The sequence below is a fragment of the Hanamia caeni genome, from assembly GCF_003721595.1.
In the GTDB taxonomy this organism is placed as follows: domain Bacteria; phylum Bacteroidota; class Bacteroidia; order Chitinophagales; family Chitinophagaceae; genus Ginsengibacter; species Ginsengibacter caeni.
The window spans coordinates 21,493-47,009 of the sequence record NZ_RJJR01000002.1 but is presented as its reverse complement, the minus strand read 5'-3'; the positions used below and the strand labels follow the sequence as shown (position 1 = coordinate 47,009).

Here is a 25,517-nt window from a genome sequence, read left to right as displayed (position 1 = left end):
TGAGCGAATCAGTAGAGCAGGAAATAATTCATTTTTTTATTTTTAATTTTAGTGTCAATCTTGCACGATAATAATAAGTGTTTAGGTTCTTAAATTATCATGGTATTACCACCGGGAAAAAAAATATACTTTCTTTCAGACTTTCATCTAGGGTCTCCGGACCAGCCATCGAGCCTTGTGCGGGAAAAAAAAATTGTAAAATTTCTTGATGAAATTAAAAGCGATGCAGGCATAATCTTTATTCTTGGCGATCTTTTTGATTTTTGGTTTGAATATAAAAAAGTAGTTCCGAAAGGCTTTGTAAGAATCCTGGGAAAATTGGCAGAGCTCACTGATAGCGGAATTGCAATACATTTTTTTGTCGGCAATCACGACATGTGGATGAATGGATATTTTGAGAAAGAGCTGAACATTGATGTATCACACGAACCGAAAGAGTATGAATTTGATGGCAAAACATTTTTAATCGGCCACGGCGACGGACTCGGCCCCGGTGATCATCGTTATAAATTCATGAAAAAAATATTCAGGAACAAACTTTCGCAAAAGCTTTTTGGAATGTTGCATCCTTCAACAGGCATAGGGATGGCAGATTACTTTAGCCGGAAAAGCAGGGCCTCAGCAGCAAAAGAAGAAGAAACTTTTTTAGGCGAAGAAAAAGAATGGCTGATTATTTATGCCAAAGAAAAGCTGAAAGAAAAGCATTTCGATTTTTTCATTTTTGGCCATCGCCATTTGCCTATTGTTCATCAACTGGATAAAAATAGCGTGTATATCAACCTCGGAGATTGGATTCATTACGATAGTTATGCAGTTTTTGAAAATGGAAAAGTATCGCTTAAATATTATAAGCCATGAAAGGAATATTTATAGTTCTGCTTATGCTATTTTCATCGCCATTTATAAAAAAGGCTTTCAGTCAAAGCGATACTGTTTTTCATTTTTTAAAAGAATATGATTACCCGGTTGCCTCTTTCACGGTCGATAACATTGGAGCGCTTTATTTTATCACGCCGGAAAATCAATTAAAAAAATACGATGAAAATGGCGATTCGGTGGGCGTTTTCAACCAGGTAACCCAATATGGGAAACTGACTTACGTAGATGCTGAAAATCCATGGAAAGCAATTTTATTTTATCAGAATTACTCAACAATCGTATTGCTGGATAAATACCTGAAAATAGTGACAGCCGTCAATTTGCGGAAGCATGATATCTTCTTGGTCCATGCGGTTACCAGCTCTTATGATAACAACATCTGGCTTTTTGATGAGCAGGATAATAAGTTAAAAAAGATGGATGATAATGGAAATATATTGTCTGAAACCGTTGACTTCCGGTTACTCTTTGATTCTGTTCCCGAGCCAAAAACGATAATTGACCGCGATGGCTTTGTGTATCTTTATGACCCCGAAAAAGGAGTTTATATTTTTGATTATTATGGCAGCTTCAAAAGCAGATTGCCTTTTTTAAACTGGAGCAATCTTGAAGTTTTTGGAAAAACAATTTATGGATTTGATGGAAATAATTTGTATAAATATACCCCTCCGCTGCCCGGTGTTTCCACATTTTCACTGCCGCCTGAATTGCAAAACAGCGCCTCCATTAAAATAGCAAACCGGAAAATATATGCATTAAAAAACGGCAAAGTTTCTGAGTATTCTTTGCCGTAGATTTTAAGTTTATAAGAGATTATTACTACCCGTTCATCGAAGTCAGAAATTCCGCATTGTCCTTTGTTCCCTTCATATTTTTCATCAGCGTATTAATCGCTTCTTCAGGATTCATATCTGCCAAATGATTCCGTAATACCCACATTCTTTGCAGCACATCTTTGTCCAACAGCAAATCATCCCTTCTTGTAGAAGAAGAAACGATATCAATGGCAGGGAATATTCTGCGATTTGACAATCTTCTGTCCAGTTGCAATTCCATATTACCCGTTCCTTTAAATTCTTCAAAGATTACTTCATCCATTTTGCTTCCTGTATCCACGAGCGCAGTTGCAATAATCGTAAGTGAGCCTCCATTTTCTATTTTTCGGGCAGCGCCAAAAAACTGTTTCGGTTTTTGCATCGCATTGGCTTCCACACCGCCGGATAATACCTTGCCACTGGCCGGAGAAACCGTGTTGTGCGCTCTTGCCAAACGCGTAATGCTATCCAGCAATATCACCACATCGTGGCCACATTCTACCAGACGTTTTGCTTTTTGCAGCGCCATCGTGCTGACTTTTACATGCTTTTCTGCAGGCTCATCAAAAGTAGAAGCAATCACTTCGGCTTTCACGCTTCTTTCCATATCGGTTACTTCTTCAGGCCTTTCATCTACCAGCACAATCATCAGGTAGCATTCAGGATGATTGGCAGCTATGGCATTGGCAATTTCTTTCAGCAACATGGTTTTACCAGTCTTAGGCTGGGAAACTATCAAACCGCGCTGGCCTTTACCAATAGGAGTGAATAAATCAATAATTCGTGTAGAATAATTATTTGCGCCTAAAAATAAATTCAATTTCTGGAAGGGGAAAAGAGGCGTAAGATAATCGAAGGGAACCCTGTCTCGAACTTCATCTGGGCCTCGTCCATTAATGGTTTCCACTTTCAAAAGGGCGAAATATTTTTCACCTTCTTTTGGCGGGCGAACCGAGCCGTAAACGGTATCTCCCGTTTTTAATCCAAAAAGTTTTATTTGTGAAGGAGAAACGTATACATCATCCGGTGATGAAAGATAGTTGTAGTCGCTGCTTCTTAAAAAGCCGTATCCGTCAGGCATCATTTCCAATACGCCTTCTGCTAAAATAATTCCGTCAAACTCAATGTTAAACGCAGGTTCTTTCTTTTGAAAACTTTTAGGATGGTGCTGATGGCCGTTAGTGGGAATTTCAAAATTCATTTCTTCTTCCTCATCCTCGTTTTTCAAAAGTTCTATCAATGCCGGCGCAATCGTCTTTGGATCAGCCAGGTGTTCTACTTTTTCGTCTTCATCATCATCATCTTCACCCATTTCAAAATCCAACTCAGGCTTTTCAACCGCTTCTTCCTTTTGCTTTTTGGCAGCAGGCTTCTTCTTTTCTTCAGTTTTCCTGGCTTTGATTTCCTTCTCCTTTTCTTCTGCAACAGGCGCTTCTTCAGCAGCTTGTTTTTTAGCGGGAGATTTTACGATACGTTTTCTTTTAGGACGTTCGGTTATCGTTTCCTTTTTGTCATTTGGGACCATGGATGCTTGTTTATCAAGAATTTTATAAATTAGTTCCTGTTTTTGTAAATTTTTAGTGTCGGTTATTTCTTGCTGCTCAGCTATATCGAGCAGTTCCGGAACGAGCATATCGTTCAGTTGTAAAATGTCGTACATAAAGAGACTTATAGATTATAGTCAAAAACGCGCTTGAAATTGAACTCTTAATTTTGATATTTATAATGGAATGGATTCTGTTAATACTGATGTAACCGTAGTAAAGGAAAATTAGTCAGCTTTAATCTGATGCAATATTACATTAAAATAATAAAAAATAAATTTTTTTCTTCTTCAAATCACAATTAAATCAGGAGTTCTTATCTCTTTAATACTGTCTCAGCAAGGATTAGACCAGAAAATTTATTTGTTACTTTATATTTGCGAATATAAATGAAAGAAATGGCAGATAAAAGAGTTCGTATTAAAGAAGTGCTGGCGGAACAATTAATTAACCACCAGTTAACAGTAATGGGATGGGTTAGAACCTTTAGAAATAATCAATTTATAGCGCTAAACGACGGAAGTACAAATGCCAACCTTCAGATAGTGATTGAGTTAGGAAAATTTGATGACGCTTTGTTAAAAAGAATCACAACCGGAGCGGCGCTGAAAGTGAGCGGAACGCTGGTTGCCTCGCTGGGAAAAGGCCAAAAGGTTGAATTAAAGGCAGAACAATTGGAAGTGCTTGGCGATAGTGATGCAGAAAAGTTTCCACTGCAACCGAAAAAACACAGCCTGGAGTTCTTGCGTGAAATTGCTCATCTCCGGTTCCGTACAAATACGTTTGGCGCCATTTTCAGGGTAAGACATTCCCTGGCCTTCGCCATCCACGATTTTTTTAACAAAAAAGGATTCATCTATTTGCATTCACCTATCATTACGGCTTCAGATGCAGAGGGCGCGGGGGAAACTTTCCACGTGACAGCGTTTGATTTGGAAAATATTCCAAAAACTGACCAGGGAACCATTAATTATAAAGAAGACTTTTTTGGTAAAGCCGCAAATCTTACCGTAAGTGGCCAACTGGAAGCAGAGCTTGCTGCGCTGGCCCTGGGAGATGTATATACTTTTGGCCCTACTTTTCGGGCTGAAAATTCCAATACAGCCCGGCATCTTGCAGAATTTTGGATGATAGAGCCGGAAATGGCTTTTGCAGACCTGGAAGATGACATGAACCTTGCGGAAGAATTTATCAAATACATTATTAAATACGCACTTGACAATAACCGCGACGACCTCGATTTCCTTGCAGCAAGACTTGCGGAAGAAGAAAAACAAAAGCCGCAGAGCGAACGCAGCGAAATGAGCCTGATTGAGAAACTCGAATTTGTTGTGAATAATGACTTTGAAAGGCTTACTTACACAGAAGCCATTGATATTTTGCAAAATTCTCCTGCCAATAAAAAGAAGAAATTTCATTATCCAATTTCCGGCTGGGGCATTGATTTGCAGAGTGAGCATGAAAGATATTTAGTTGAAAAACATTTTAAAAAGCCGGTAATTCTTATCAATTACCCGAAAGAGATCAAAGCATTTTATATGCGCCAGAATGATGATGGCAAAACAGTAGCGGCTATGGATATTCTGGCGCCGGGAATAGGCGAAATTGTGGGAGGATCGCAAAGAGAAGAAAGGCTGGAAGTTTTAGAAAATAGAATGCAGGAAATGAATATTCCTGTTGAAGAAATGAGTTGGTATCTGGATACGCGGAGGTTCGGAACGGTTCCGCACGCAGGTTTTGGATTGGGCTTTGAAAGATTGATTCAATTTGTTACCGGCATGACTAATATCCGCGATGTGATTCCTTTTCCAAGATTCCCGAAGAATGTAGAGTTTTAGATAAAAATAAAAATCTGCCTTACTTATTTGTTTACTGTTTGGAAAAATAAAAACCGGTTTATTTCTTCCTTCACTGTCCGGATTTTCGTAAAAAATTTTAACCGACGGGTTTACATTCTGCCGGATATTTTTTAAAAGAATTGCAATGTGCGATGGCATAATTTTTTGTTTTTAGAAAAATATTTCTAAAAAGATTTTGGGTTGTTTACCAATAACATATTCCCATGGATTTGTAAAGACCTTGCTGCAAAGCAAAAAATAAAAAAAATAATAGCTATACCTTTAGATAAAGAATTTTCTTTGTACTTTGACAGTGACTTATACACTTTCGTTATTAACATAAACTATAAAATCAATGACGATACCAGCAGTTGATTTGTCTGATTTTACAGGCAAAAATCCGGAGCTAAAAAATTCTTTCGTAGCGCAACTGGGAAAAGCATTTGAAGAGGTTGGTTTTGTGGCTGTGAAAAATCATGGCATTTCTGATGAACTGATTGAGAAGCTTTACAAATATGTACAGGAGTTTTTTTCGCTTCCGGCAGAAAAGAAAAAGTCGTATGAAATACCAGGCCTGGCAGGGCAACGGGGTTATACTTCGTACGGAAAAGAGCATGCCAAGGGGAGCGAGGCGCCCGATTTAAAAGAATTTTTTCAATATGGCCAAACCGTTCCAAACGACCATCTCTTAAAGCCTGAATACCCGGACAATGTAAAAGTGAATGACATTGAAGGCTTTAATGAAACCTTGTTTAATGCTTACCGGGCTTTTGAAAAATCAGGCAAACTCCTTTTGCAGGCAATCGCACTTTACCTCGGACTGGATGAACATTTTTTTGATGACAAGGTAGAAGAAGGCAATTCAATAGTGCGGGCCATACATTATCCTCCTATCACGACGGAGCCAAAAAGCGCCATTCGGGCCGAACAGCATGAGGATATTAACTTAATTACTTTACTCGTTGGGGCTTCTGCCAGTGGCCTTGAAATATTGAACAAACAAAATAAATGGGTTCCGGTAACTTCATTAGAAGACCAGATTGTTGTAAATGTGGGTGATATGTTGCAACGGCTCACCAATAATAAATTAAAAAGCACGACTCATCGCGTAGTAAATCCGCCGCGCGAATTGTGGCATACATCACGGTTTTCGATTCCCTTCTTTCTTCATCCGAAATCTTCAATGGATCTTTCGGCACTGAAAGAATGTATCGATGAAAATCATCCAAAAGCTTTTGAGGATATTACTGCCGGTGAATACCTTGATGAGCGCTTAAGAGAAATAGGTTTAAAAAAATAACATTCTGCATGATAAGAACTTTATGTAACATCTGTTAAGCCCTCGCAGAAAACGCTTGTTATAAAAAAAATATTTGATGATACTGCGACGGCACATTCCATTTTTAAAAGCTGTTTTTTATTATACTATTTCCGCCTTTGGCGGTCCGCAGGGGCATTTGGGCATGATGATGAAAACATTTGTTGAAGGCAGGAGGGATGTTACCAAATCTGAGTTAATGGAATACGTGGCCTTTTGCCAGCTTTTACCCGGCGCTTCCTCTACGCAAACCATCACTTTAATCGGCTATAAACGGGGCGGCGTTCCGCTGGCAATACTTACCCTATTGATTTGGATATTTCCCGCAAGCATATTAATGGCGCTGTTTTCATTTTTATTTTATTACATCAACAGCTATCACGTAAACCTCGACCTGTTTTCCTACATCCAACCGATGGCGGTAGGATTTGTGGCTTTTGCAGCTTTTAAAATGTTTAAGGTTTCCATTAAAAACACCATCACTTTTTTCATCATGGTTGTCGGCGCTATTGGCACCTATTTATTTTTTAAAACACCCTGGGTATTTCCTATTTTGATTGTGCTTGGCGGGGTAGTTACCAACTTTAGCGATAAACGCTTTCCTGAAAAAGAAAACATAAAGCCGAGGCATATCAAATGGACAAACATCTGGCTATTTCTTCTTATTTTTCTAATCGTAGGTTTTTTAAGTGAAACGGCGCGTAAGCAGAATTGGCAACATAAAAGAGCGTACAATCTTACAGAAAATATGTATCGCTATGGAAGCCTCGTTTTTGGAGGTGGCGATGTGCTGATGCCTATGATGTATGAGCAATATGTAACCCGTGAAAAATCAAATTATCTTGATAAAGAAGAATACCTTACGGGCTGGGGAATTGTACGCGCCATTCCGGGGCCTGTATTTTCAGTTACCTCGTACATTGGAGGAATGGTGTTGCGGGATTATGGCACTACGTGGCAAATAATCGGTTGTATTATTGGATGCATTTTTATTTTTTTACCAAGTGCGTTGCTTGTATTGTTCTTTTTTCCTGTATGGCAAATTCTGAAAAAATATGTAGTTGTATACCGCTCGCTTGAAGGCATTAATGCGGTAGTAGTCGGAATTATGTGGGGTTCTTTTTTATATCTTGTAAAAGACATCTCAATAACAGAACTGAATACGGTAAGCTTTGTAAATCTTATCGTAATCGTGGGCACTTTTTATTTACTCACCTTCACCAAAATACCGGCGCCTTTTATCGTTTTGGGCTGTTTGCTCATTGGTTTTATATTTTGAAGAAATTACATTACAAAAATAAATGCAATGGCAAAGAAAGAATTACAGGTTTTAGTCGCAGAACAAAAAATTCTTAATAAAATATATGTTTTTCGAGGTGAAAAAGTTATGCTTGACAATGATCTTGCAGAAATGTATGGTGTTGAAACAAAACAATTAAAAAGACAGGTAAGACGTAATAAAAGCAGGTTTCCTAAAGATTTCATGTTTGAACTTTCAACGAAAGAGTTTGAAAACTTGAGGAGCCAAATTGGCACCTCAAGTTGGGGAGGCACAAGATATAATCCAATGGCTTTTACGGAGCAAGGCATAGCGATGTTGTCTAGCATTTTAAATAGTAATACCGCAATAGAAGTAAACATCAGAATTATAAGAGTATTTACAAAAATGCGAGAGTTTGCGTTAACCAATAAAGAAATATTATTACAGCTCGCCAAACTTGAAAAAGAGGTAAAAGGAAACAACAACGATATTGAAAATATTTTCATTGTATTAAAGGAATTAATCGAGAAACAACAAAAGCCATCACCGCCCAGAAATAAGATAGGCTTTAAAAATTATGAATAATATTCTTTATTAGAATTATTCAGCAAGGGTTGAAATAAGTTTGTTGTAAAATTTAAATCGCAATAATTCACAAACTCAAACAAAATTACTTAATACCAAAACTCCTATCAACCCTGTAATAGAAACTATCGTTTCCATCATCGTCCAGGTAAGAAAAGTTTGCCGGATGGTTAAATTGAAATATTCTTTAAACAACCAAAAACCTCCATCGTTCACGTGCGAGAACATCAGACTTCCCGCTCCGATTGAAAGCACCATCAATTCCGGGCGGATGTGTTGATTGACGCCTAAAATCGGCATCATAATGCCGACAGTAGTAAGCCCCGCCACAGTAGCGGAGCCAATACAAACCCGGATGATTGCCGCAATCAGCCAGCCTAAAACCAATGGGGATAATTGCATGTCTTCCAGGATATGGCCAATGTAAATGCTTACGCCTCCATCACTCATAATCTGCATGAAAATTCCTGAACCGGCGATAATCAATAAAATTACAGAGATGCTCTTAAATGCATCTTCCAGCTTCTTCATTACTACAGGGATGGTAAATCCTTTTTTCGTACCCAAAAAATAAACGGCAATCAATACAGAAAGCAACATAGCGATATTGGGGTCGCCAATGAATTGGATAATTTTCCCCAAAAAACTTTCCGGGGAAACAAAAAAGGTCATAAGCGCGGTAACTGTCAAAAGAATCACGGGCATCAAAGCGGTTACCAGGCTAATGCCAATGCCGGGTAATTTACTTTCAGGCATTGATTCAATTTGAAAAATAGTATTTGAGGGTGAAGGACGGTATTTTCTTAAGGTTTTTGCAAACAAAGGCCCCGCAAGTGTAATAGTAGGGATGGCTATAATGATTCCATAAATTAGAGTTTTGCTGATGCTCGCATGCAACTGTTCAGCGATAGCCGTGGGCGAAGGATGAGGTGGCAAAAATCCATGAGCTACCGAAAGCGCGGCCAGCATCGGCACGCCAATATAGAGCAACGGCAAGCCGGTAGTGGCAGCGATAGCAAATATTAACGGCACCACTACAATGAAACCGGCTGTATAAAACAATGGGATACCGATAATCAATCCCGCCAGTGCCATTCCCCATTGAATATTTTTTGTTCCAAATATTTTGGTAAGCGAGGCAGTAATTTGTTGCGCCGCGCCACTATCAGCTACCAGCTTGCCAAGCATGGCGCCAAAACCGAGGATAATTACCAATGGGCCCAACGTGTTTCCTATCCCTTTCGTCACAGAAGAGGATATGTGGCGGATATCCATGCCAACCGCTATCCCAAGCAAAATGCTGACAATGAGAAAAGAGATAAAGGTGTCAAGCTTAAAATACACCACCATAATTATCAATAATAAAATTGCGGAAACGCAAAGCAATAAAGGCATACAATGAAAATTAATGAACCAGGCAAAAACGCTAAGGTTTTAAAGATAACAGAAATCAGCAATTGAGATGCTATATTTTTTTGGAATGCTGTTATTTAAAATAAAAGACATTTGCTGTTAACTTTCAATGAATTGAGGGATTAAGACGTTTTACAGTAAATGAACAAATACTTATGAAAATTATTCTGATGGTGCGCCATGCAAAAAGCGGCTTGGACAATTCTCTTATCGATTTTGACAGAAAGCTCACCGAACAGGGAAAAACGGATGCAAAAAATATGACAATCCGTTTAGTGGAAAAAAATATTACAATTGATTTATTTATTTCAAGCCCGGCAGCGCGTGCGCAAAAAACAGCAAGCATTTTTATGAAAGAATTAGCTGCGCAAAAAAATAATTTGAAAGTAATACCCGCTTTGTATGAGCCTTCAGTCAAAAGCTTTTACGAAGTAATTGAAAGCGTTGAGGACGAAGCAAACTGCATTGCGCTTTTTTCTCACAATCCCGGGATAACCCAATTCGTAAATTCGCTTGATTGCCACCCGGTATATGATATGCCCACCTGTGCGGTATATGCGTTTAAAATAAAATCAACGCATTGGAACGAATTGCAGATTGCAGAAAAGGAATTTTTGTTTTTTGATTTTCCTAAAAATTCCTGAAAAAATTTTAACCTCTTACATCCAAAGCATCTCTTAATCCATTGCCTAATAAATTAAAAGCAAGTACCAATATCATAATAGCGATGCCAGGCGCCAGCGCTAAAGCGGGGCGGTGAGTTATAATAAAATTGTAATTCTCTTTTAGCATCAACCCCCAACTGGGTGTTGGCGGCTGAATACCCACCCCAAGGAAGCTCAAGCCTGCTTCGATAATGATAGCACTCGCAAAATTGGCAGCAGCAATCACAATTACGGGCCCCAATACATTAGGCAAAATATGCCTTACTATAATCCGGAAATTTTTTAAACCCAAGGCCTTCGCCGCCTGTATGTATTCCAGCTCCCGAAGCGCAATTACCTGCCCGCGCACCACGCGCGCCACGCTTACCCACATCGTTAATCCTACGGCGATAAAAATTTGCCAAAAACCCTTTCCCAATGTTAGCGTGATACCAAATACCAAAAGCAGCGTAGGCATACTCCATATTACATTGATAAACCACATTATTACGTTATCGGTTTTACCTCCAAAATAACCGGCCCATGCGCCCAGGATAATGCCGATAGAAAGTGAAATCAGCACGGTAATCAATCCAACGGCGAGGCTTACACGAACTCCAACAAGAAGCCTGCTTAATATATCTCTGCCAAAGGTATCGGTGCCCAGCCAGTAAGTTTTTCTTTCTATAAAACCGGAAGGAGCCACTTCATTTTTTGCATATACTTGTTTTTCCTGCAACCCTTCATCAATAAATTTTTCAACCACAATAGAATCACCCCTAAGCTGATAGCTATTTATGGGCAAGTAAATGTATCTGTCTTCTTTTCCAAAAAACAAGCGTTTAAAAAAACCGGTTGATTCAATATGTTTTTCTTTTTTTATCCGAAGAAACTGCTGGCTGAATCCCGGGCGGGCGGCCATAATTTCAACTATCTGCCTGTCAGCATTGGGTGTGGAATCGTTTCCCAGGTAATAAGCAAAGATTCCAATAAATACAGCCAGACAAATAATCAACAGCCCGGCCATGGCGCCTTTGTTTTTTTTCAGGCGCCGCCATGCATTTTGTGAAAAGGAAAACGATTGCTGCATCGCGATAAAAGTAGAAAAGTTTTTTATGCCTGCAACTTACGCATTTAGCCTATGAGGATTTATAATTTTTAGGCCTTCAATGTTTGCAAAATCTTTTTCATTGTTGGTAATTATTGTATAATTTTTTGCCAGGGCCGTTGCAGCAATAATAGCATCAGGGGTTTTTATCTTTTTATTCCTTCTTAATTCAACACAGCGTTTAACCACCTCTGAATCTATATTATGAATGGTACTGTCGGTAATAAAATCCTCTATTTTAACCACAATAGAATTGTCAATTTTCCAGGAAAGAAGTTCAATTTGTGTAATAACAGAAAGATTTGGAACCGAATCAATAATATTATCTAAAAAACGGATGGCTTTTATAGCAAATGAATTTGAAAAATAATCAGAGACAACGTTTGTATCAATTAAGTATTGTTCCATTCATTTCTCATTTGATTTATATGTTTCTGCAGAAGTTTTCCCTGCTCTTTGTTTATAATTCCTTTATATTTTTCAGAAAGTTTGGAACCTTTTGAAGAAGCATTTTGCTTTATCACTTTTATCAAATGAAGTTCTTCCAGTTCGTGAATAAGCCCTGCAGCTTTTTCATTGGTTAATTGTATAATCATTGTATTCTCCATGAGAAAAAATTATAATCAAATTTACATTATAAATTATGGTTTTTGACTTTTGTCCTGAATTTTACAATTAGATTTCACTTTACCTTTCTTCCTTTCCATTGGTAGCTTCCGAATTGGCCCAGCCAGCCTGCCATTACCGTATATAAAATATGAAAAGGTTGTGCGAGAAGAAACCACCAAAGCTGTTTCTTCTTATCAAAAAATTGAGCAACCGGCAACATGAAAAGCAACTCAGATACAGTCTTCAGTATCACCGAAAGGATGAAAAGATAAAATACTTCTGAATATACGCAGGATAATATTCCTAAAAAAAACAGCCATACATTTAGCAGGTAAACCAGCAATAACACCGAAATTATTTTTTTATCTGTATAGCTTCCTGCTTTGCTTGCCCACCGTATCCGCTGGTTCATAAAATCTTTTAAAGTTTCTGCCGGGGCAGTGTTTACAATAACTTCTTTTGATTTTAAAAATGAAATCTCATCCGGATATTGCGCCTGAATTTTTTGCATCAGCAACATGTCATCGCCACTTGCCAATTTATCAACCCCTACAAATCCCCCGACTTTAAAAAAAACTTCTTTTTGGTAGGCCAGATTCGCACCATTGCACATGACATGAACTTTTTTAAAAACAGACGCTCCCGTGATTCCCTGCAACGTCATAAAATCAAGCGATTGAAAGACTTTAAAAAGTTTTTTAAAAAGTGAATGGCTGATTGATGAATTAGTAAAATTTACCGGTAAAGCAACAAATACAGGTGATTTTTGTTTGTAAAAATGCGCTATCGTTTCTAACCATTTTGGGGGAGCTATACAATCTGCATCCGTCGTAACTATCAATTCTCCTTTGGCAAATTGCAGCGCAGTATCTATTGATTTCTTTTTGTAAGAATTAATTTTTTGCCCAAAAATAAAATCGGCCAGATGAAGAACCTGAATATTATTCTTTTGAAAAGATTGGATTATAGAAACAGTTTTGTCGGTTGAATGGTCATCCGTTACAATGATTTCATACTTTTCCGCAGGATAGGTTTGGTCAAGAATGGATTGGATACATTTCCCAATATTTTTTTCTTCATTTCGCGCAGCAATAATGATAGAAATAAAAGGAAGTTCATTATATGCGTTTTCAGCAGCCACGAAATCCGGAATTTTTTTCCAGGCACTCCTGTAATAAAGCATCAGCCACACATACGGAATAAATAAAATAATGGTAATGGAAATTAAAAGCATGAAAAGCTTATTGTTGGAGTAGCCTTATTTAATTGAATTCATGGCTGGCAAAAATAATTTTTTAATACCAAACGGAATAGTTAGATTTGTATAGTTGCATAAACAACTATATGCTAAACAACCAATTTAAAAGGGGAGAATTATACAGCTTTATAACAGGCAAAGCCTCCACGGCGGTTGCAAGACGGCTGCAAAAGAATTTTAAGGATGCCGGAATAGAGATTACGATTGAGCAGTGGAGCGTTTTATATCATTTATGGAAACAGGATGGCCAAAGCCAGCAGCAATTATGTGAAGCTACTTTCAGAGACAAACCCAGTATTACAAGGCTGGTAGATAATTTGGAAAAATCCAAATTGGTGAGACGGGTTGCTTCAAAAAATGACAGGCGCAGCAATATCATCTTTCTCACGAAGGAAGCAAAAAACCTGGAGCAACCTACGATGGAAGTGGCCAATCTGACACTGAATGAGGCGCTCGAAGGCGTTACCAACGTACAAATCGAAGTTGCCAAAGAAGTTCTTCAAATCGTTTATGAAAATTTAAAATAACTTTTATGGATACAACTATCAGCAATACTTCAGTAAAAGGCGGAGAGTGGCTTATTAAAGAATATAACGCCAATGATACTTTCACGCCGGAAGATTTTAGCGAGGAGCAATTGATGATTTTAGACATGTGCCTGCAGTTTTTAAAAACAGAAATCTATCCGATAGTCGACCGCATTGATAAACTGGAGCCGGGCCTCATGCCGTCGCTTATGGAAAAGGCCGGAGAGCTTGGATTATTAAGCGCTTCGGTGCCCGAAGATTTGGGAGGGCTGGGAAAAGATTTTGTAACCTCAACGTTAGTAAGTGAAGGATTGGGTGGCGGCTATTCATTTAGTGTGGCCATGAGTGCCCATTCCGGTATTGGCACTTTGCCAATTTTATATTTTGGCACCGATGAACAAAAGAAAAAATATATTCCCAAACTCGCCACCGGCGAATGGAAGGGTTCTTACGGATTAACCGAGCCTGGCAGCGGAAGCGATGCATTAGGGGCCAAAACCACCGCAACACTTTCGGAAGATGGAAAATATTATTTATTAAACGGACAAAAAATTTGGATTACAAATGGTGGCTTTGCCGATGTTTATACCGTTTTCGCAAAAGTAGACGGCGAAAACCTGCCTACCGGACAGGCAGGGTTTACCGCTTTTATTTTGGAACGTGATTTTGAAGGTTTTACCCGTGGCCCTGAAGAACATAAAATGGGAATCAAAGGTTCATCTACAGTGCAATTGTATTTCCAGGATTGCAAGGTACCTATTGAAAATGTGTTGGGTGAAATTGGCCGCGGGCATATCATTGCATTCAATATTCTAAATATTGGGCGGCTAAAATTGGCAGCAGCAGCCATGGGCGGCGCTAAGCTTGCATTGGCTAATTCAATAGAGTATGCAAAAAACAGGGAGCAGTTTAAAACCGCAATTGCCAATTTTGGAGCTATTAAACACAAGCTGGCAGAAATGGCCATTAAAATTTTCGCTGATGAAAGCGCTCTGTATCGCACTGCCAGGTGGATAGATGAAAAAGAAGAAGAATTGCTCGCTGACGGAAAACCCTTTAATGAAGCCCTTCTTGGTGCCGCAGAAGAATTTGCAATAGAGTGTGCCATTCTAAAAGTTCATGGAAGCGAAGTGCTGGATTTTGTAGTGGATGAAGGCGTTCAAATTCATGGAGGAGTGGGCTTTAGTGATGAATACAATATCAGCAGGGCTTACAGAGATAGCCGTGTAAACCGGATTTATGAAGGCACAAATGAAATCAACCGGTTACTTACGGTGGATATGATACTGAAAAGAGCCATGAAAGGGAAGCTTGATTTGATGGGCCCTGCGATGAATGTTCAAAAAGAATTGATGAGCATTCCTGATTTTGGCAACGATGACGACAGTGCTTTTTCAAAAGAACGTAAAGTAATATCCAATCTTAAAAAATGCATCCTTATGGTGGCTGGCGCTGCGGTACAAAAGTTGATGAAAGACCTGAGCAGTGAAGAAGAAATAATTATGAACATCGCCGACATGGCTATCGAAACCTTTGTTTTAGAAAGCATGTTGCTTCGTGTTATTAAACTCACAGATAAAACCGGCGAAGAAAATGCAAAAGTTCAAATTGCCATGATCAAATGCTATTTGAATGACGCTGCAGATAAAGTGGCCAAAGCCGGAAAGGAAGCTATCAATGCGTTTGCCGAAGGCGATGAACAAAAAATGATGCTGCTGGGCTTGAAACGGTTTACCAAAACAGAGCCCTTCAATAGTAAAAATGCGCGCCGCATGATTGCGGATAAACTGATTGAAGAAGGAAAATATGTGTTTTAAATTCTGAACCTTACTCAGGTTCATCAGCTACAGTGAATGGATAAATAATTTAATTTTTTATTTTGGTTTTTAAATGTTGGAAACTGGTAGTTTTGCCGTTGCTAAAGGCCACCGCTTATTGTACAAATAAGCGGTTTTTTTTGTCATAATCTTTCTGAATTTTTAAACATTTATTGTAATGGTTTTACGACTCTATTTTTTAAAATGATACACACTTTACGCATCCATTCAATCAGATTTTATTCCCGATTTTAAATTTTCTTTATTCCTTTGCCAGGCTTCTGACAGAAAAATTGCAATAGATTTGAGTTATATTTATGATAAACGTCGAACATGTCAACAGTTAATTCCACACCCTACGTAAAAAAAGAAGAAAAATTAAGCCAGCTTGCCAATACGCTTGTTGGCAGCGAAATCGTAAGGCTCGGGGGTGAAATAAAACAAAAAATCAAGCGTGGCGAGACAATTTACAATTTTACTATCGGTGATTTTGATGCGGAAATTTTTCCTATCCCTCAAAAACTCGAAGATGAGATTGTAAATGCTTACCGCAATAAATTAACTACTTATCCTCCGGCAGACGGCATCATTCAATTAAGAGAATCGGTTTCAAAATTTATTAACGACCGTGAAGGATTGCGTTTTGAAACCAATGAAATATTAATCGCTGCAGGCGGCCGGCCTTTGATTTATACCGTTTACCGCGCTATCGTCGACAGGGGCGATAAGGTGATTTATTCTGTACCCAGTTGGAATAATAATCATTATGTGCATTTTACCGAAGGAAAACACCAGGTAATAGAAACCACAGCGGAAAACAATTTTATGCCAACTGCAGAAGACATACAGCCTCATGTTCACGACGCAGTTTTAATTGCACTGTGTTCCCCTTTAAATCCGACGGGAACGGTTTTTCAAAAAGAAGAGCTGGAAAAAATCTGTGACATGGTTTTGGCGGAAAACAATAGAAGGGGAGAGGAGGAAAAGAAATTGTATGTAATGTATGACCAAATGTATTGGATGCTCACCTATGGCGAAACCAGGCATTATAATCCCGTTAGCCTGAGGCCGGAAATGAAAAAATATACCATCTTTATTGATGGCATCAGCAAGGCATTTGCTTCCACCGGAGTAAGAGTGGGCTGGGCATTGGGACCTGAATGGGTGTTATCGAAGATGAAAGCCATCAACAGCCACCTCGGTGCATGGAGCCCCATGGCAGAGCAAAACGCCACAGCAAAATTTTTGGTTCAAAAAGAGGTGGTTGATGATTATCTTTCTGTTTTCAGGAAAGAACTACAGGAAAGATTGCAACTTATTTATGATGGATTTATGCAATTGAAATCTGAAGGTTATGCAGTGGCTGCGTGTGCGCCCCAGGCAGCGATTTATCTTACCATTCAATTAAGCCTTACCGGTAAACGAACCATAAATAATGGCAATTTACTTTCTACCCAATCGGAAGTAACTACTTACATCCTGGAAAATGCAAAATTGGCTGTAGTTCCATTTTATGCCTTTGGCGCAGCAAAAGATTCAGACTGGTACCGGTTAAGCGTTGGCACTTGCCGGAAAGAAGAGATTCCTGAGATGTTTTCCAAACTAAAGGAAGCTCTGGATAATTTGCATTAATAGACACTAATTTAATTACAGGCGCCGGAAAGCAAAAAAGGTAGTAACAGAACCAAAACTGCTAATACCTTTTAAAATCCTTCAAAAAAAATTTACGCGTCGGCAGAAGTGAGTTGCGGGCTGACAGCTTCTTTCACCAGTCCTTTTTCCAACAGGTATTCTGCTATCTGCACAGCGTTGGTTGCTGCGCCCTTTCTCAGGTTGTCGCTTACTACCCAGCAGTTCAGTGTTTTCGGCTGTGATTCGTCGCGCCGGATGCGGCCTACAAAAGTTTCGTCTTTTTCATGGGCAGATAACGGCATGGGATAAACGAAATTTTCCACGTCATCCTGAACCACTACTCCCGGCGCATTTGATAAGATTTTTCTTACTTCATCAAGGTCAAAATCGTTTTCAAATTCTATATTCAAACTTTCGCTATGCCCGCCTACTACAGGAATGCGTACGCAAGTGGCAGTCAACTGAATCGAATCATCGCCAATTATTTTCCGGGTTTCATTTACCATTTTCATTTCTTCCTTAGTATAGCCATTTTCCAAAAAAACATCAATATGAGGAAGCGCGTTTTTATCAATCGGGTATTTATAGGCCATCTCACCTTTCACATTATTTCTTTCATTTTCCATCTGCTGCACTGCTTTTACACCAGTACCGGTAACGCTTTGATAAGTAGAAACCACTATTCTTTTAATATCATATTTCTCATTAAGCGGTTTTAAAACCAACACCATCTGGATAGTTGAGCAATTTGGATTGGCGATAATTTTATCTTCTTTGGTTAGAACATCAGCATTCACTTCGGGGACTACGAGTTTTTTTGTAGCATCCATGCGCCATGCAGATGAATTATCAATTACGGTAGTGCCAGCTTCAGCAAATTTGGGAGCCAGCGCAAGAGAAGTGCTTCCACCCGCTGAAAATAATGCAATGTCAGGCCTGGCGGCAATGGCATCTTCCACAGAAACCACCTTATATTTTTTACCTTTAAAAATTACTTCCTTCCCAACAGATTTTTCAGAAGCCACAGGAATTAATTCTGTAACCGGGAAATTTCTTTCTTCGAGCACTTGCAACATTTTGCTGCCTACAAGCCCGGTAGCGCCCACCACTGCAATTTTCATTTTTGATTAAATTTTTAAGTTTGAATGCAAAGAAAAGCATAAAGTCTTTATCTTTAAATTCAAAGCTACTGATTATGCAGAAAAAGTTGTTGCATTTCCTATGTATTTTCATGTTAATTCATACAGCAGTAAAGGGACAAATAAGTGAAAATTTTAATTTCCGTTACTTTTCCAACTCTGCATGGTCGGGCGATACCGCTTCTTTTATCATAAACCCCAACGCTCAACTTCAAGCTATTGATTCTACCGAAAACAAAACATTTTCGATTGCCTCAGAAAACCATCTTTGTGTGGGCGCACAATGGGAAATTTGGATAAGGCTTTCTTTTAACCCTTCTTCCGCCAATTATGTTGACTTTTATCTCACTTCATCTTTACAGCAGATTAACAGTAATGATGCCGAAGGATATTTTGTAAGAATTGGAAACACCCAAGATGAAATTTCTCTGTATCGCAGAGATAAAGGCGGATTAATTGAAAAAATTATTGATGGCGAAGACGGAGCGTTGAACCACAGCAATAACATCTGTAAAATAAAGGTGACCCGTGACGCTTCGGGAAAATGGTTGTTGTATCGCGACCTTTCAGGAACGGGAAACTCATGGTATAATGAAGGAGCAGCGATGGATGCTACTTACACGACTTCTACATGGAGTGGCTTTGTTATCAAGCAAAGTTCCTCTTCCTTTGTTGGAAAACATTTTATAGATGATGTTGAAATAAAAAATTATGAGCCTGATACCAGTGCTCCAAAAATTATTTCCGCAGTTGCAATTTCCCCCACAAAAATCGATGTGCTTTTTGATGAGCCGGTTGACCCTTCAAGCCTCTTATTTTCCAATTTTTCGGCAAGTAATAATTTAGGAATGCCTGAAACCGTTATGCCGGATTTGCAAAATCCATCTTTAGTTCATCTTGTTTTTTCCAATTCATTTACTAACGGTTACGCATACACGTTAACAGTAAATGATATCAAAGATTTACAAGGTAATGTAATCACGCAGGCAACCACGCCTTTTAGCTTCTACAGCGCTAAAAGAAATGATGTGGTCATTGATGAAATTTTTGCCGACCCAACTCCATCTGTGGGTTTGCCCGATTTTGAATGGATAGAAATCAAAAACATTTGTTCATTCCCCTTAAACCTGAGCGGGTGGAAAATCAGCGACGGCAGCGCAGGAGGATTTCTTCCTTCCAACATTCTTCAGCCCGATAGTTTCCTGGTTGTGTGTTTTTCACCAGCAGCAGTTGCTTTAGCGCAATATGGAAATGCAGTTGGTATTTCAGGATTTCCTTCTCTGGATAATGATGGAGAAATACTTTCTCTATTTGATCAGAACGGAAAAACAATTCACGCGGTTCAATATTCATCGGCATGGCATCAAAATGAGTTGAAAAAAAGCGGCGGGTGGTCGCTGGAAATGGCAGATACAAAAAACCCATGCAACACTACCACTAACTGGAAAAGCAGTCAATCCCCAAATGGCGGTACTCCGGGAAAGAAGAATTCAGTAGATGGGATCAATGCCGATGAGAGCAAACCGAAATTGTTACGTGCTTTTGCTGACGATAATAAAACGATTACGTTAACATTTGATGAACCTGTGGACAGTTTGCAAGCAGGTTCTTTGCACAATTTTATTTTCGACAATAATCTATCAGCAATCGATGCGGTTGCTATTCCGCCATTATTTACTAAGGTTAATGTATCGCTGAACAATGCCATCATCTCCGAAAAAATTTATACCGTGTCTGCCCAAAATATTTCAGACTGTGCAGGAAATATTATCGGATTAGATAATTCTGCAAGATTCGGGCTGCCGCAGGATGCCGATTCTTTTGACATTGTAATTAATGAAATCCTTTTCAATCCCCTGGAAGACGGCGTCGATTATGTGGAGCTTTACAATCGTTCAGCTAAAATAATTGACCTCAGTAAAGTATCCATCGCAAACAGGAACAGTAGTAACACTGTGAGCAGCATCGCACCTTTGTCAGCACAGCAAATTTTATTTTTTCCGAAAGATTTCCTCGTAATTACTACCGATCCTTCCTTCGTTAAAAGCCAATATGTGATGGCCAACGCTGATGCGTTTATTAAAGCCACGTCGCTTCCATCATTTCCCAGTGATAAAGGAAATGTAATCATTTTAAATAACCAGGGAAGCATCATTGATGAGGTAAGCTATTCAGACAAATGGCATTTTCAACTGATGCATAATACCAAAGGTGTTTCTTTGGAAAGAATAAATTATGACGCGCCTTCTGTTCAGAATAATTTTCATTCTGCTGCCGCCTCGGCGGGATATGGCACGCCGGGTTATAAAAATTCGCAGTTCTTTAGTGGTGATGATTTTCGTGCAACCATTACCGTTACACCTTCAATATTCTCTCCGGACAATGACGGCAATGAAGATTTTGCTACTATAAACTATAGCTTTCCTTCTCCGGGCAATGTAGCTAATATCACCATCTTTGATGCTTCCGGAAGGCCGGTACGATTCCTTGAAAAAAATTCCCTAAGCGGGCTTACAGGCTATTTTCGCTGGGATGGTTTGGATGACAAAGGAAAAAAATTACCGCAGGGGATTTACATCATTTTTACAGAAATCTTTAATAAAGACGGCCGCAAAAAACAATTTAAAAACGCTATCGTGCTGGCCAGGAAATCTTATTAAATTTCTCTTATGGAATAAGCAATTCCTGGAAATCGCTGCTGTCACCATAAAAAATATTGAAATCAACAAAGGCGTTTATGCCATCCACGCGGCCTTTTTCACTGTGTTGCCAAAAGACCCATTTGTTTTCAATCCTTGGCTTGTCTGGCTGCAGATAATGCGCAATCCATAAAGGGTACTCATCAAATCCCGTTTGGAAATAATGTTCATAAAAATCAATGTTGGTGTAAAGAATCGGCTTTACGCCATAATGTTCTTCTACCGCATCCAGCCACGCTTTCACTTCTTTCTGCATTTCATTTACAGAAACGCCGCGACTCTTTTCTACATCTAACACCGGTGGTAAATCACCTGGTTTTAAATCGACAATTTGTATAAAATTCTGAGCCTGCTTTTTTGCATTTCGCTTTGGTACAAAAAAATGATAAGCGCCCCTGGGAATATTTTCAGATTCCGCTTCTGCCCAATTGCGCCTGAATTGTTCATCCACGATACTGGTTCCTTCAGTGGCCTTAATAAAAGCGAAGCCAATTTTTATTCCGTCATCCGTCATCTCTTTTACCTCTTTCCAATTAATAATACTTTGATAACGGCTCACATCTATTCCATGAATTTCATAACCGTTGGGAATTTCTATCTGAAAGCCGGAATAAAAAACGTGTGGAGGAAATATCAACAAGCGAAAAATATAATAAAAGCAAGTGATTAGGATACAAAGCGCTATAAATATTTTGAAAAATGTGCCTGAAGTACGTTTCTTTTTTTTTGCCAAAGGGTTTCTCTTAATTTTAATTCATTCCAACAATTGCTTCGAAATTATTTGTAAAGTTAAAAAAACCTTTTCCTGTTTTTAAAAAGATACGGATTTGCCTTTGATGTAATTGGAAATAAATAAATGATTATTTGTTGGCTTACTGTTTAGAAAGGCTGAAAAAATGCAAGTAACTTTGTTTATAGTAGTTTCAATTTTTTTAAATCATAATTTAATGGACCCACAAAGAACAGAAGTTTCCACGCTTGGTGAATTTGGCCTGATTGATCACCTTACAAAAAATAATGAAATAAAAAACGCATCCACAGTTTTATCTGTTGGTGATGATGCGGCAGTGATGGATCATTTTGGTAAACAAACGGTGATTACCACGGACATGCTGGTAGAAGGAATTCATTTTGATTTGATGTATTCTCCGCTAAAACATTTGGGTTATAAAAGTGTAATCGTTAATCTGAGCGATGTGTACGCCATGAATGCACATCCCACACAGATAACAATGAGCATCGCCTTCAGCAACCGGTTTAGCGTGGAGGCGCTCAACGAATTTTATGAAGGGGTGTATGCCGCATGTGATAAATACAATGTTGATCTTGTAGGAGGCGACACTACTTCTTCGCAAAAGGGATTTATCATTTGTGTAACTGCCATCGGTGAGGTAGCTCCGGATAAATTTGTAACGCGAAGCGGAGCTAAAAAAGATGATTTGATCTGTGTAAGTGGCGAATTGGGTGGAGCTTTTTTAGGATTGACTTTGCTTGAAAGAGAAAAGAAAATTTTCCTGGAAACAAAGGGCGTGCAACCCGACCTGGAAAACCAGGATTATATCGTAGGAAGAATTTTAAAACCAGAGGCAAGGCGCGACATTATTGAGTTTTTTGAAGAAAAAGAAATTCAACCAACGTCGATGATTGATATTAGTGATGGCCTAAGCAGTGAAGCGCTGCACATCTGTAAGAAAAGCGAAACAGGCTGTGTTTTATATGAAGAAAAAATTCCCATAAATGAAATGGCCCGCCAGTTTGCCTATAAACTTGAGCTGGACCCTACAGCCTGCGCCCTAAGCGGTGGCGAAGATTACGAATTGCTTTTCACCATCGGTCAAAAAGATTTTGACAAAGTTTCTGAAAATCCAAATATCAGCATCGTAGGTTATATTACTGAAAAGGAAAAGGGATCTGTTATCATCACCAAAGGAGGAAATACACATCCGCTTACGGCCCAGGGATGGAATGCCCTGAAATAAAATTAAAAATCCAAATCAAATTTTCATTCCAATTTTTACGGATGTTAACATGAGGCAATATTTTTTTTTCTTACTTCTTCCGGTTCTGTTTTCCTGTGCTGCCTCAAGGAATTACAATCCCAATAAAAAATACTCTAAACAACAACTGCAACAGGATTATACTTTGCTGCGCGAAATCCTGGAATCAAAACATCCTTCGCTTTATTGGTACACTTCCAAAGACAGCATGGATTCTTATTTCGATGCGGGTTACAACAGCATCCGCGATTCCATGACAGAGCTCCAGTTTGGATGGAAGGTTATTGCTCCTTTAACTTCTGTTATTCACTGCGGCCATACGAGCTTTATTATGAGTAAAGGATGGAATCGCTTCATAAAAAATAAAGTGATACCCTGCTTTCCCCTTTATTTAAAAGTATGGAAAGACACTATGCTGGTGGTGGGTAATCTTAATATCAGAAACCGGCTGATTCCTACAGGTTCTTTTGTTACTTCAATCAATGGAATCAACAACCGCGAAATGATTGATTATATGTTTCACTTTCTTGTAGAAGACGGCTATGCTGAAAATATCAATTATATAAGGCTCAGCGCAGATTTCCCGTATTATCACAGAAATATTTTCGGGTTGTACAAAAGCTACCTGGTGGACTATACCGATACGAACGGTGTAAAAAAATCTTCTGTTATTCCTTACTTTGAGCCCGTGATTGATTCGTCCAAAAAGAAAAAGAAAATAAAGAAAATTAAATATACCCGTGAGGAAAAAATGGCGCGGATTCGCTCTCTGCAATTTGATTCCTCAACGGCATTAATGACTGTAAATGGATTTTCAAAAGGCCACCTGAAAAACTTCTTCCGGCGTTCATTTCGTGAAATGAAACGTAACAAAACGAAAAACCTTATAATAGATTTGAGAATAAATGGGGGAGGAGATATTATTAAATCTGCTTTTCTTACCAGATATTTAAGAAACACGCCTTTTAAGGTTGCAGATACTGCAGTAGCCGTCAGCAATGGCCTGGCGCCCTATACACGCTACATTTCTAAAGGATTTTTTAACAACATCGGGCTGCATTTTGTAACCCATAAAGAGGAAGACGGAAAATTTCATTTTGGATATTGGGAACGACATATCTTCAGGCCAAAACGCAGAAATCATTTCAACGGAGATGTATATGTACTCACAAATGGACTTACGTTTTCTGCATCCACAATATTTTGCAATGCAGTAAAAGGCCAGGAAAATATTGAATTGGTGGGCGAAGAAACCGGTGGAGGATGGTATGGCAATTCGGGGATTCTGATTCCGGATATTACTTTACCGAATACAAAAATCAGAGTAAGACTCCCGTTTTTTAAATTGGTGCAATATAAACATGTGGCGGTGAAGGGCACAGGCGTTGCGCCGGATGTTTATGTAGGCCCCGACTGGCAGGATATCCTGGGCGGGATTGATACAAAAGTTGAAAAAGTAAAAGAATTGATACGCCAAAAGAATAAAGATTAACACAACTGAATAATTTAGAAATCATATTCGTGTAGGCCTAGCCGTTACATTACTTTATTAAATTAAAAACAGGTTTGCTGGTTTACCGTTTGCCGGTAAATCTTCATGCATTACCACGATTAAATTTGGCTGTTGATCTTTTCTCCTGATTTCTACAAATCATCATCCTCCAATCAAAATATTTTTAGCAGGTAATTCTATTCTGCCGGTAAACAGGCAAATAAGCTGAATTTTTGTTTTGAAAGAACTATAGACCATTTTTATAAAAATTTGACCATATGAAAATTGATTTCTATATTCGTTAACCAATTGGTTAAATGATATGGTTAAAAATAAAAAGGAAAAGACTACAGAGGAAAAAATCCTAGATGCCGCTAAAAAAGTTTTTGTGACCAAAGGAATGGCTGGCGCTCGCATGCAGGATATAGCAGATGAGGCAGGAATTAATAAAGCACTTTTACATTATTATTTCAGGAGCAAGGAAAAATTGTTTGAAATGATTTTTGCAGAAGCCGCTGAAAAATTATTTCCAAAAATCAATGCCATCTTTGAATCCGATGTTCCTTTATTTGACAAGATCGAACGCTTCTGTGATGAATACATAACGGTAATGTCTGAAAATCCGTATCTGCCTTTGTTTGTACTGAATGAGATCAGCAGGGACAGCGAAAAATTTCTTGAAAAAGTATGGGATAAAAAAAAGATTCCCATGCCTCGTAAATTCCTGGACCAGATTGAGAAGGAAACGAAAAAAGGAACCATAAGGAAAATCAGCCCGGTACATTTACTCATCAATCTCATCTCGCTGTCAATATTCCCTTTTGTGGGTAAGCCCATGATACAGTTTGTGATGCAACTAGATGAACTCCAATTCAGGAATATAATGCAACAGCGAAAGAAGGAGATTCCAAAATTTATAATTGATTCAATTAAAAAATGATT

22 protein-coding genes are annotated in these 25,517 nt (G+C 38.7%); 14 read left to right on the top strand and 8 right to left on the bottom strand.

Annotated elements, in window-relative coordinates; genetic code table 11:
• The first annotated feature begins 99 nt into the window (after window positions 1-99).
• Both EFY79_RS03350 and EFY79_RS03345 read left to right on the top strand, forming a co-directional pair.
• Window positions 100-858 (top strand): UDP-2,3-diacylglucosamine diphosphatase, encoded by a 759-nt coding sequence (locus EFY79_RS03350; protein WP_123119276.1) that lies wholly within the window; start codon window positions 100-102, stop codon window positions 856-858.
• Window positions 855-1,673 carry a hypothetical protein gene (locus EFY79_RS03345; protein ID WP_123119275.1) on the top strand — a complete coding sequence of 273 codons (819 nt, stop codon included), beginning with the start codon at window positions 855-857 and terminating at the stop codon, window positions 1,671-1,673. Before EFY79_RS03350 ends, EFY79_RS03345 begins: the two co-directional genes overlap by 4 nt.
• 25 nt (window positions 1,674-1,698) lie before the next feature.
• Here EFY79_RS03345 and rho read toward each other — a convergent pair whose 3' ends face one another.
• Complete coding sequence (gene rho, locus EFY79_RS03340; RefSeq protein ID WP_123119274.1) at window positions 1,699-3,354, bottom strand: transcription termination factor Rho; 1,656 nt, start codon at window positions 3,352-3,354, stop codon at window positions 1,699-1,701.
• Between the two features lie 282 nt (window positions 3,355-3,636).
• On the opposite strand from rho, the gene asnS reads away from it, so the two are divergent.
• The 4 genes from asnS (at window position 3,637) to EFY79_RS03320 (ending at window position 8,240) form a co-directional block, all read left to right on the top strand.
• A complete protein-coding gene (asnS, locus tag EFY79_RS03335; protein ID WP_123119754.1) occupies window positions 3,637-5,076 on the top strand; it encodes an asparagine--tRNA ligase in 1,440 nt (479 codons plus the stop codon).
• 355 nt (window positions 5,077-5,431) lie between these two features.
• Window positions 5,432-6,376: an isopenicillin N synthase family dioxygenase gene (locus tag EFY79_RS03330; protein WP_123119273.1), complete on the top strand. Its 945-nt coding sequence runs from the start codon at window positions 5,432-5,434 to the stop codon at window positions 6,374-6,376.
• A 76-nt stretch (window positions 6,377-6,452) separates the two neighbouring features.
• On the top strand, window positions 6,453-7,673 hold the full coding sequence (chrA, locus tag EFY79_RS03325) for a chromate efflux transporter (RefSeq protein ID WP_123119272.1): 1,221 nt from the start codon (window positions 6,453-6,455) through the stop codon (window positions 7,671-7,673).
• Window positions 7,674-7,700: 27 nt separating this feature from the next.
• Window positions 7,701-8,240: an ORF6N domain-containing protein gene (locus tag EFY79_RS03320; protein ID WP_123119271.1), complete on the top strand. Its 540-nt coding sequence runs from the start codon at window positions 7,701-7,703 to the stop codon at window positions 8,238-8,240.
• Between the two features lie 75 nt (window positions 8,241-8,315).
• Here EFY79_RS03320 and EFY79_RS03315 read toward each other — a convergent pair whose 3' ends face one another.
• Window positions 8,316-9,635: a gluconate:H+ symporter gene (locus EFY79_RS03315; RefSeq protein WP_123119270.1), complete on the bottom strand. Its 1,320-nt coding sequence runs from the start codon at window positions 9,633-9,635 to the stop codon at window positions 8,316-8,318.
• A gap of 173 nt (window positions 9,636-9,808) precedes the next feature.
• Between EFY79_RS03315 and EFY79_RS03310 the strand changes: the two genes are divergently transcribed.
• A complete protein-coding gene (locus tag EFY79_RS03310) occupies window positions 9,809-10,297 on the top strand; it encodes a SixA phosphatase family protein (RefSeq protein ID WP_123119269.1) in 489 nt (162 codons plus the stop codon).
• Between the two features lie 7 nt (window positions 10,298-10,304).
• Here the strand turns inward: EFY79_RS03310 and EFY79_RS03305 are convergent, their stop codons facing one another.
• The 4 genes from EFY79_RS03305 to EFY79_RS03290 form a co-directional block, all read right to left on the bottom strand.
• Window positions 10,305-11,387, bottom strand: a complete 1,083-nt coding sequence (locus EFY79_RS03305; protein ID WP_123119268.1) for an ABC transporter permease — start codon at window positions 11,385-11,387, stop codon at window positions 10,305-10,307.
• Between the two features lie 36 nt (window positions 11,388-11,423).
• Window positions 11,424-11,813 carry a type II toxin-antitoxin system VapC family toxin gene (locus EFY79_RS03300; protein ID WP_123119267.1) on the bottom strand — a complete coding sequence of 130 codons (390 nt, stop codon included), beginning with the start codon at window positions 11,811-11,813 and terminating at the stop codon, window positions 11,424-11,426.
• Window positions 11,798-12,013 (bottom strand): hypothetical protein, encoded by a 216-nt coding sequence (locus EFY79_RS03295; RefSeq protein WP_148041842.1) that lies wholly within the window; start codon window positions 12,011-12,013, stop codon window positions 11,798-11,800. The genes EFY79_RS03300 and EFY79_RS03295 overlap by 16 nt, the downstream gene beginning before the upstream one ends.
• A 74-nt stretch (window positions 12,014-12,087) precedes the next feature.
• Window positions 12,088-13,248, bottom strand: a complete 1,161-nt coding sequence (locus EFY79_RS03290) for a glycosyltransferase (protein WP_123119265.1) — start codon at window positions 13,246-13,248, stop codon at window positions 12,088-12,090.
• Between the two features lie 110 nt (window positions 13,249-13,358).
• Here EFY79_RS03290 and EFY79_RS03285 point away from each other — a divergent pair, with 110 nt between their 5' ends.
• The 3 genes from EFY79_RS03285 to EFY79_RS03275 all read left to right on the top strand — a co-directional run bounded on the left by EFY79_RS03285 (window position 13,359) and on the right by EFY79_RS03275 (window position 17,248).
• On the top strand, window positions 13,359-13,799 hold the full coding sequence (locus tag EFY79_RS03285; RefSeq protein WP_123119264.1) for a MarR family winged helix-turn-helix transcriptional regulator: 441 nt from the start codon (window positions 13,359-13,361) through the stop codon (window positions 13,797-13,799).
• 5 nt (window positions 13,800-13,804) lie between these two features.
• Window positions 13,805-15,616, top strand: a complete 1,812-nt coding sequence (locus EFY79_RS03280) for an acyl-CoA dehydrogenase family protein (protein WP_123119263.1) — start codon at window positions 13,805-13,807, stop codon at window positions 15,614-15,616.
• Window positions 15,617-15,949: 333 nt separating this feature from the next.
• Window positions 15,950-17,248: a pyridoxal phosphate-dependent aminotransferase gene (locus EFY79_RS03275; protein ID WP_123119262.1), complete on the top strand. Its 1,299-nt coding sequence runs from the start codon at window positions 15,950-15,952 to the stop codon at window positions 17,246-17,248.
• A 92-nt stretch (window positions 17,249-17,340) separates the two neighbouring features.
• Here the strand turns inward: EFY79_RS03275 and EFY79_RS03270 are convergent, their stop codons facing one another.
• Complete coding sequence (locus EFY79_RS03270) at window positions 17,341-18,369, bottom strand: aspartate-semialdehyde dehydrogenase (RefSeq protein ID WP_123119261.1); 1,029 nt, start codon at window positions 18,367-18,369, stop codon at window positions 17,341-17,343.
• 110 nt (window positions 18,370-18,479) lie between these two features.
• Between EFY79_RS03270 and EFY79_RS03265 the strand changes: the two genes are divergently transcribed.
• Window positions 18,480-21,047: a lamin tail domain-containing protein gene (locus EFY79_RS03265; protein WP_158605137.1), complete on the top strand. Its 2,568-nt coding sequence runs from the start codon at window positions 18,480-18,482 to the stop codon at window positions 21,045-21,047.
• Between the two features lie 7 nt (window positions 21,048-21,054).
• Here the strand turns inward: EFY79_RS03265 and EFY79_RS03260 are convergent, their stop codons facing one another.
• Window positions 21,055-21,819, bottom strand: a complete 765-nt coding sequence (locus tag EFY79_RS03260; RefSeq protein ID WP_123119259.1) for a glycoside hydrolase family 25 protein — start codon at window positions 21,817-21,819, stop codon at window positions 21,055-21,057.
• A gap of 214 nt (window positions 21,820-22,033) precedes the next feature.
• Here EFY79_RS03260 and thiL point away from each other — a divergent pair, with 214 nt between their 5' ends.
• From thiL to EFY79_RS03245, 3 genes are all read left to right on the top strand, one after another.
• Window positions 22,034-23,065 (top strand): thiamine-phosphate kinase, encoded by a 1,032-nt coding sequence (gene thiL, locus EFY79_RS03255; protein WP_123119753.1) that lies wholly within the window; start codon window positions 22,034-22,036, stop codon window positions 23,063-23,065.
• Window positions 23,066-23,114: 49 nt separating this feature from the next.
• Window positions 23,115-24,575 (top strand): S41 family peptidase, encoded by a 1,461-nt coding sequence (locus tag EFY79_RS03250; protein WP_123119258.1) that lies wholly within the window; start codon window positions 23,115-23,117, stop codon window positions 24,573-24,575.
• A gap of 322 nt (window positions 24,576-24,897) precedes the next feature.
• A complete protein-coding gene (locus EFY79_RS03245) occupies window positions 24,898-25,515 on the top strand; it encodes a TetR/AcrR family transcriptional regulator (RefSeq protein WP_123119257.1) in 618 nt (205 codons plus the stop codon).
• The last annotated feature ends 2 nt before the right edge of the window (window positions 25,516-25,517 follow it).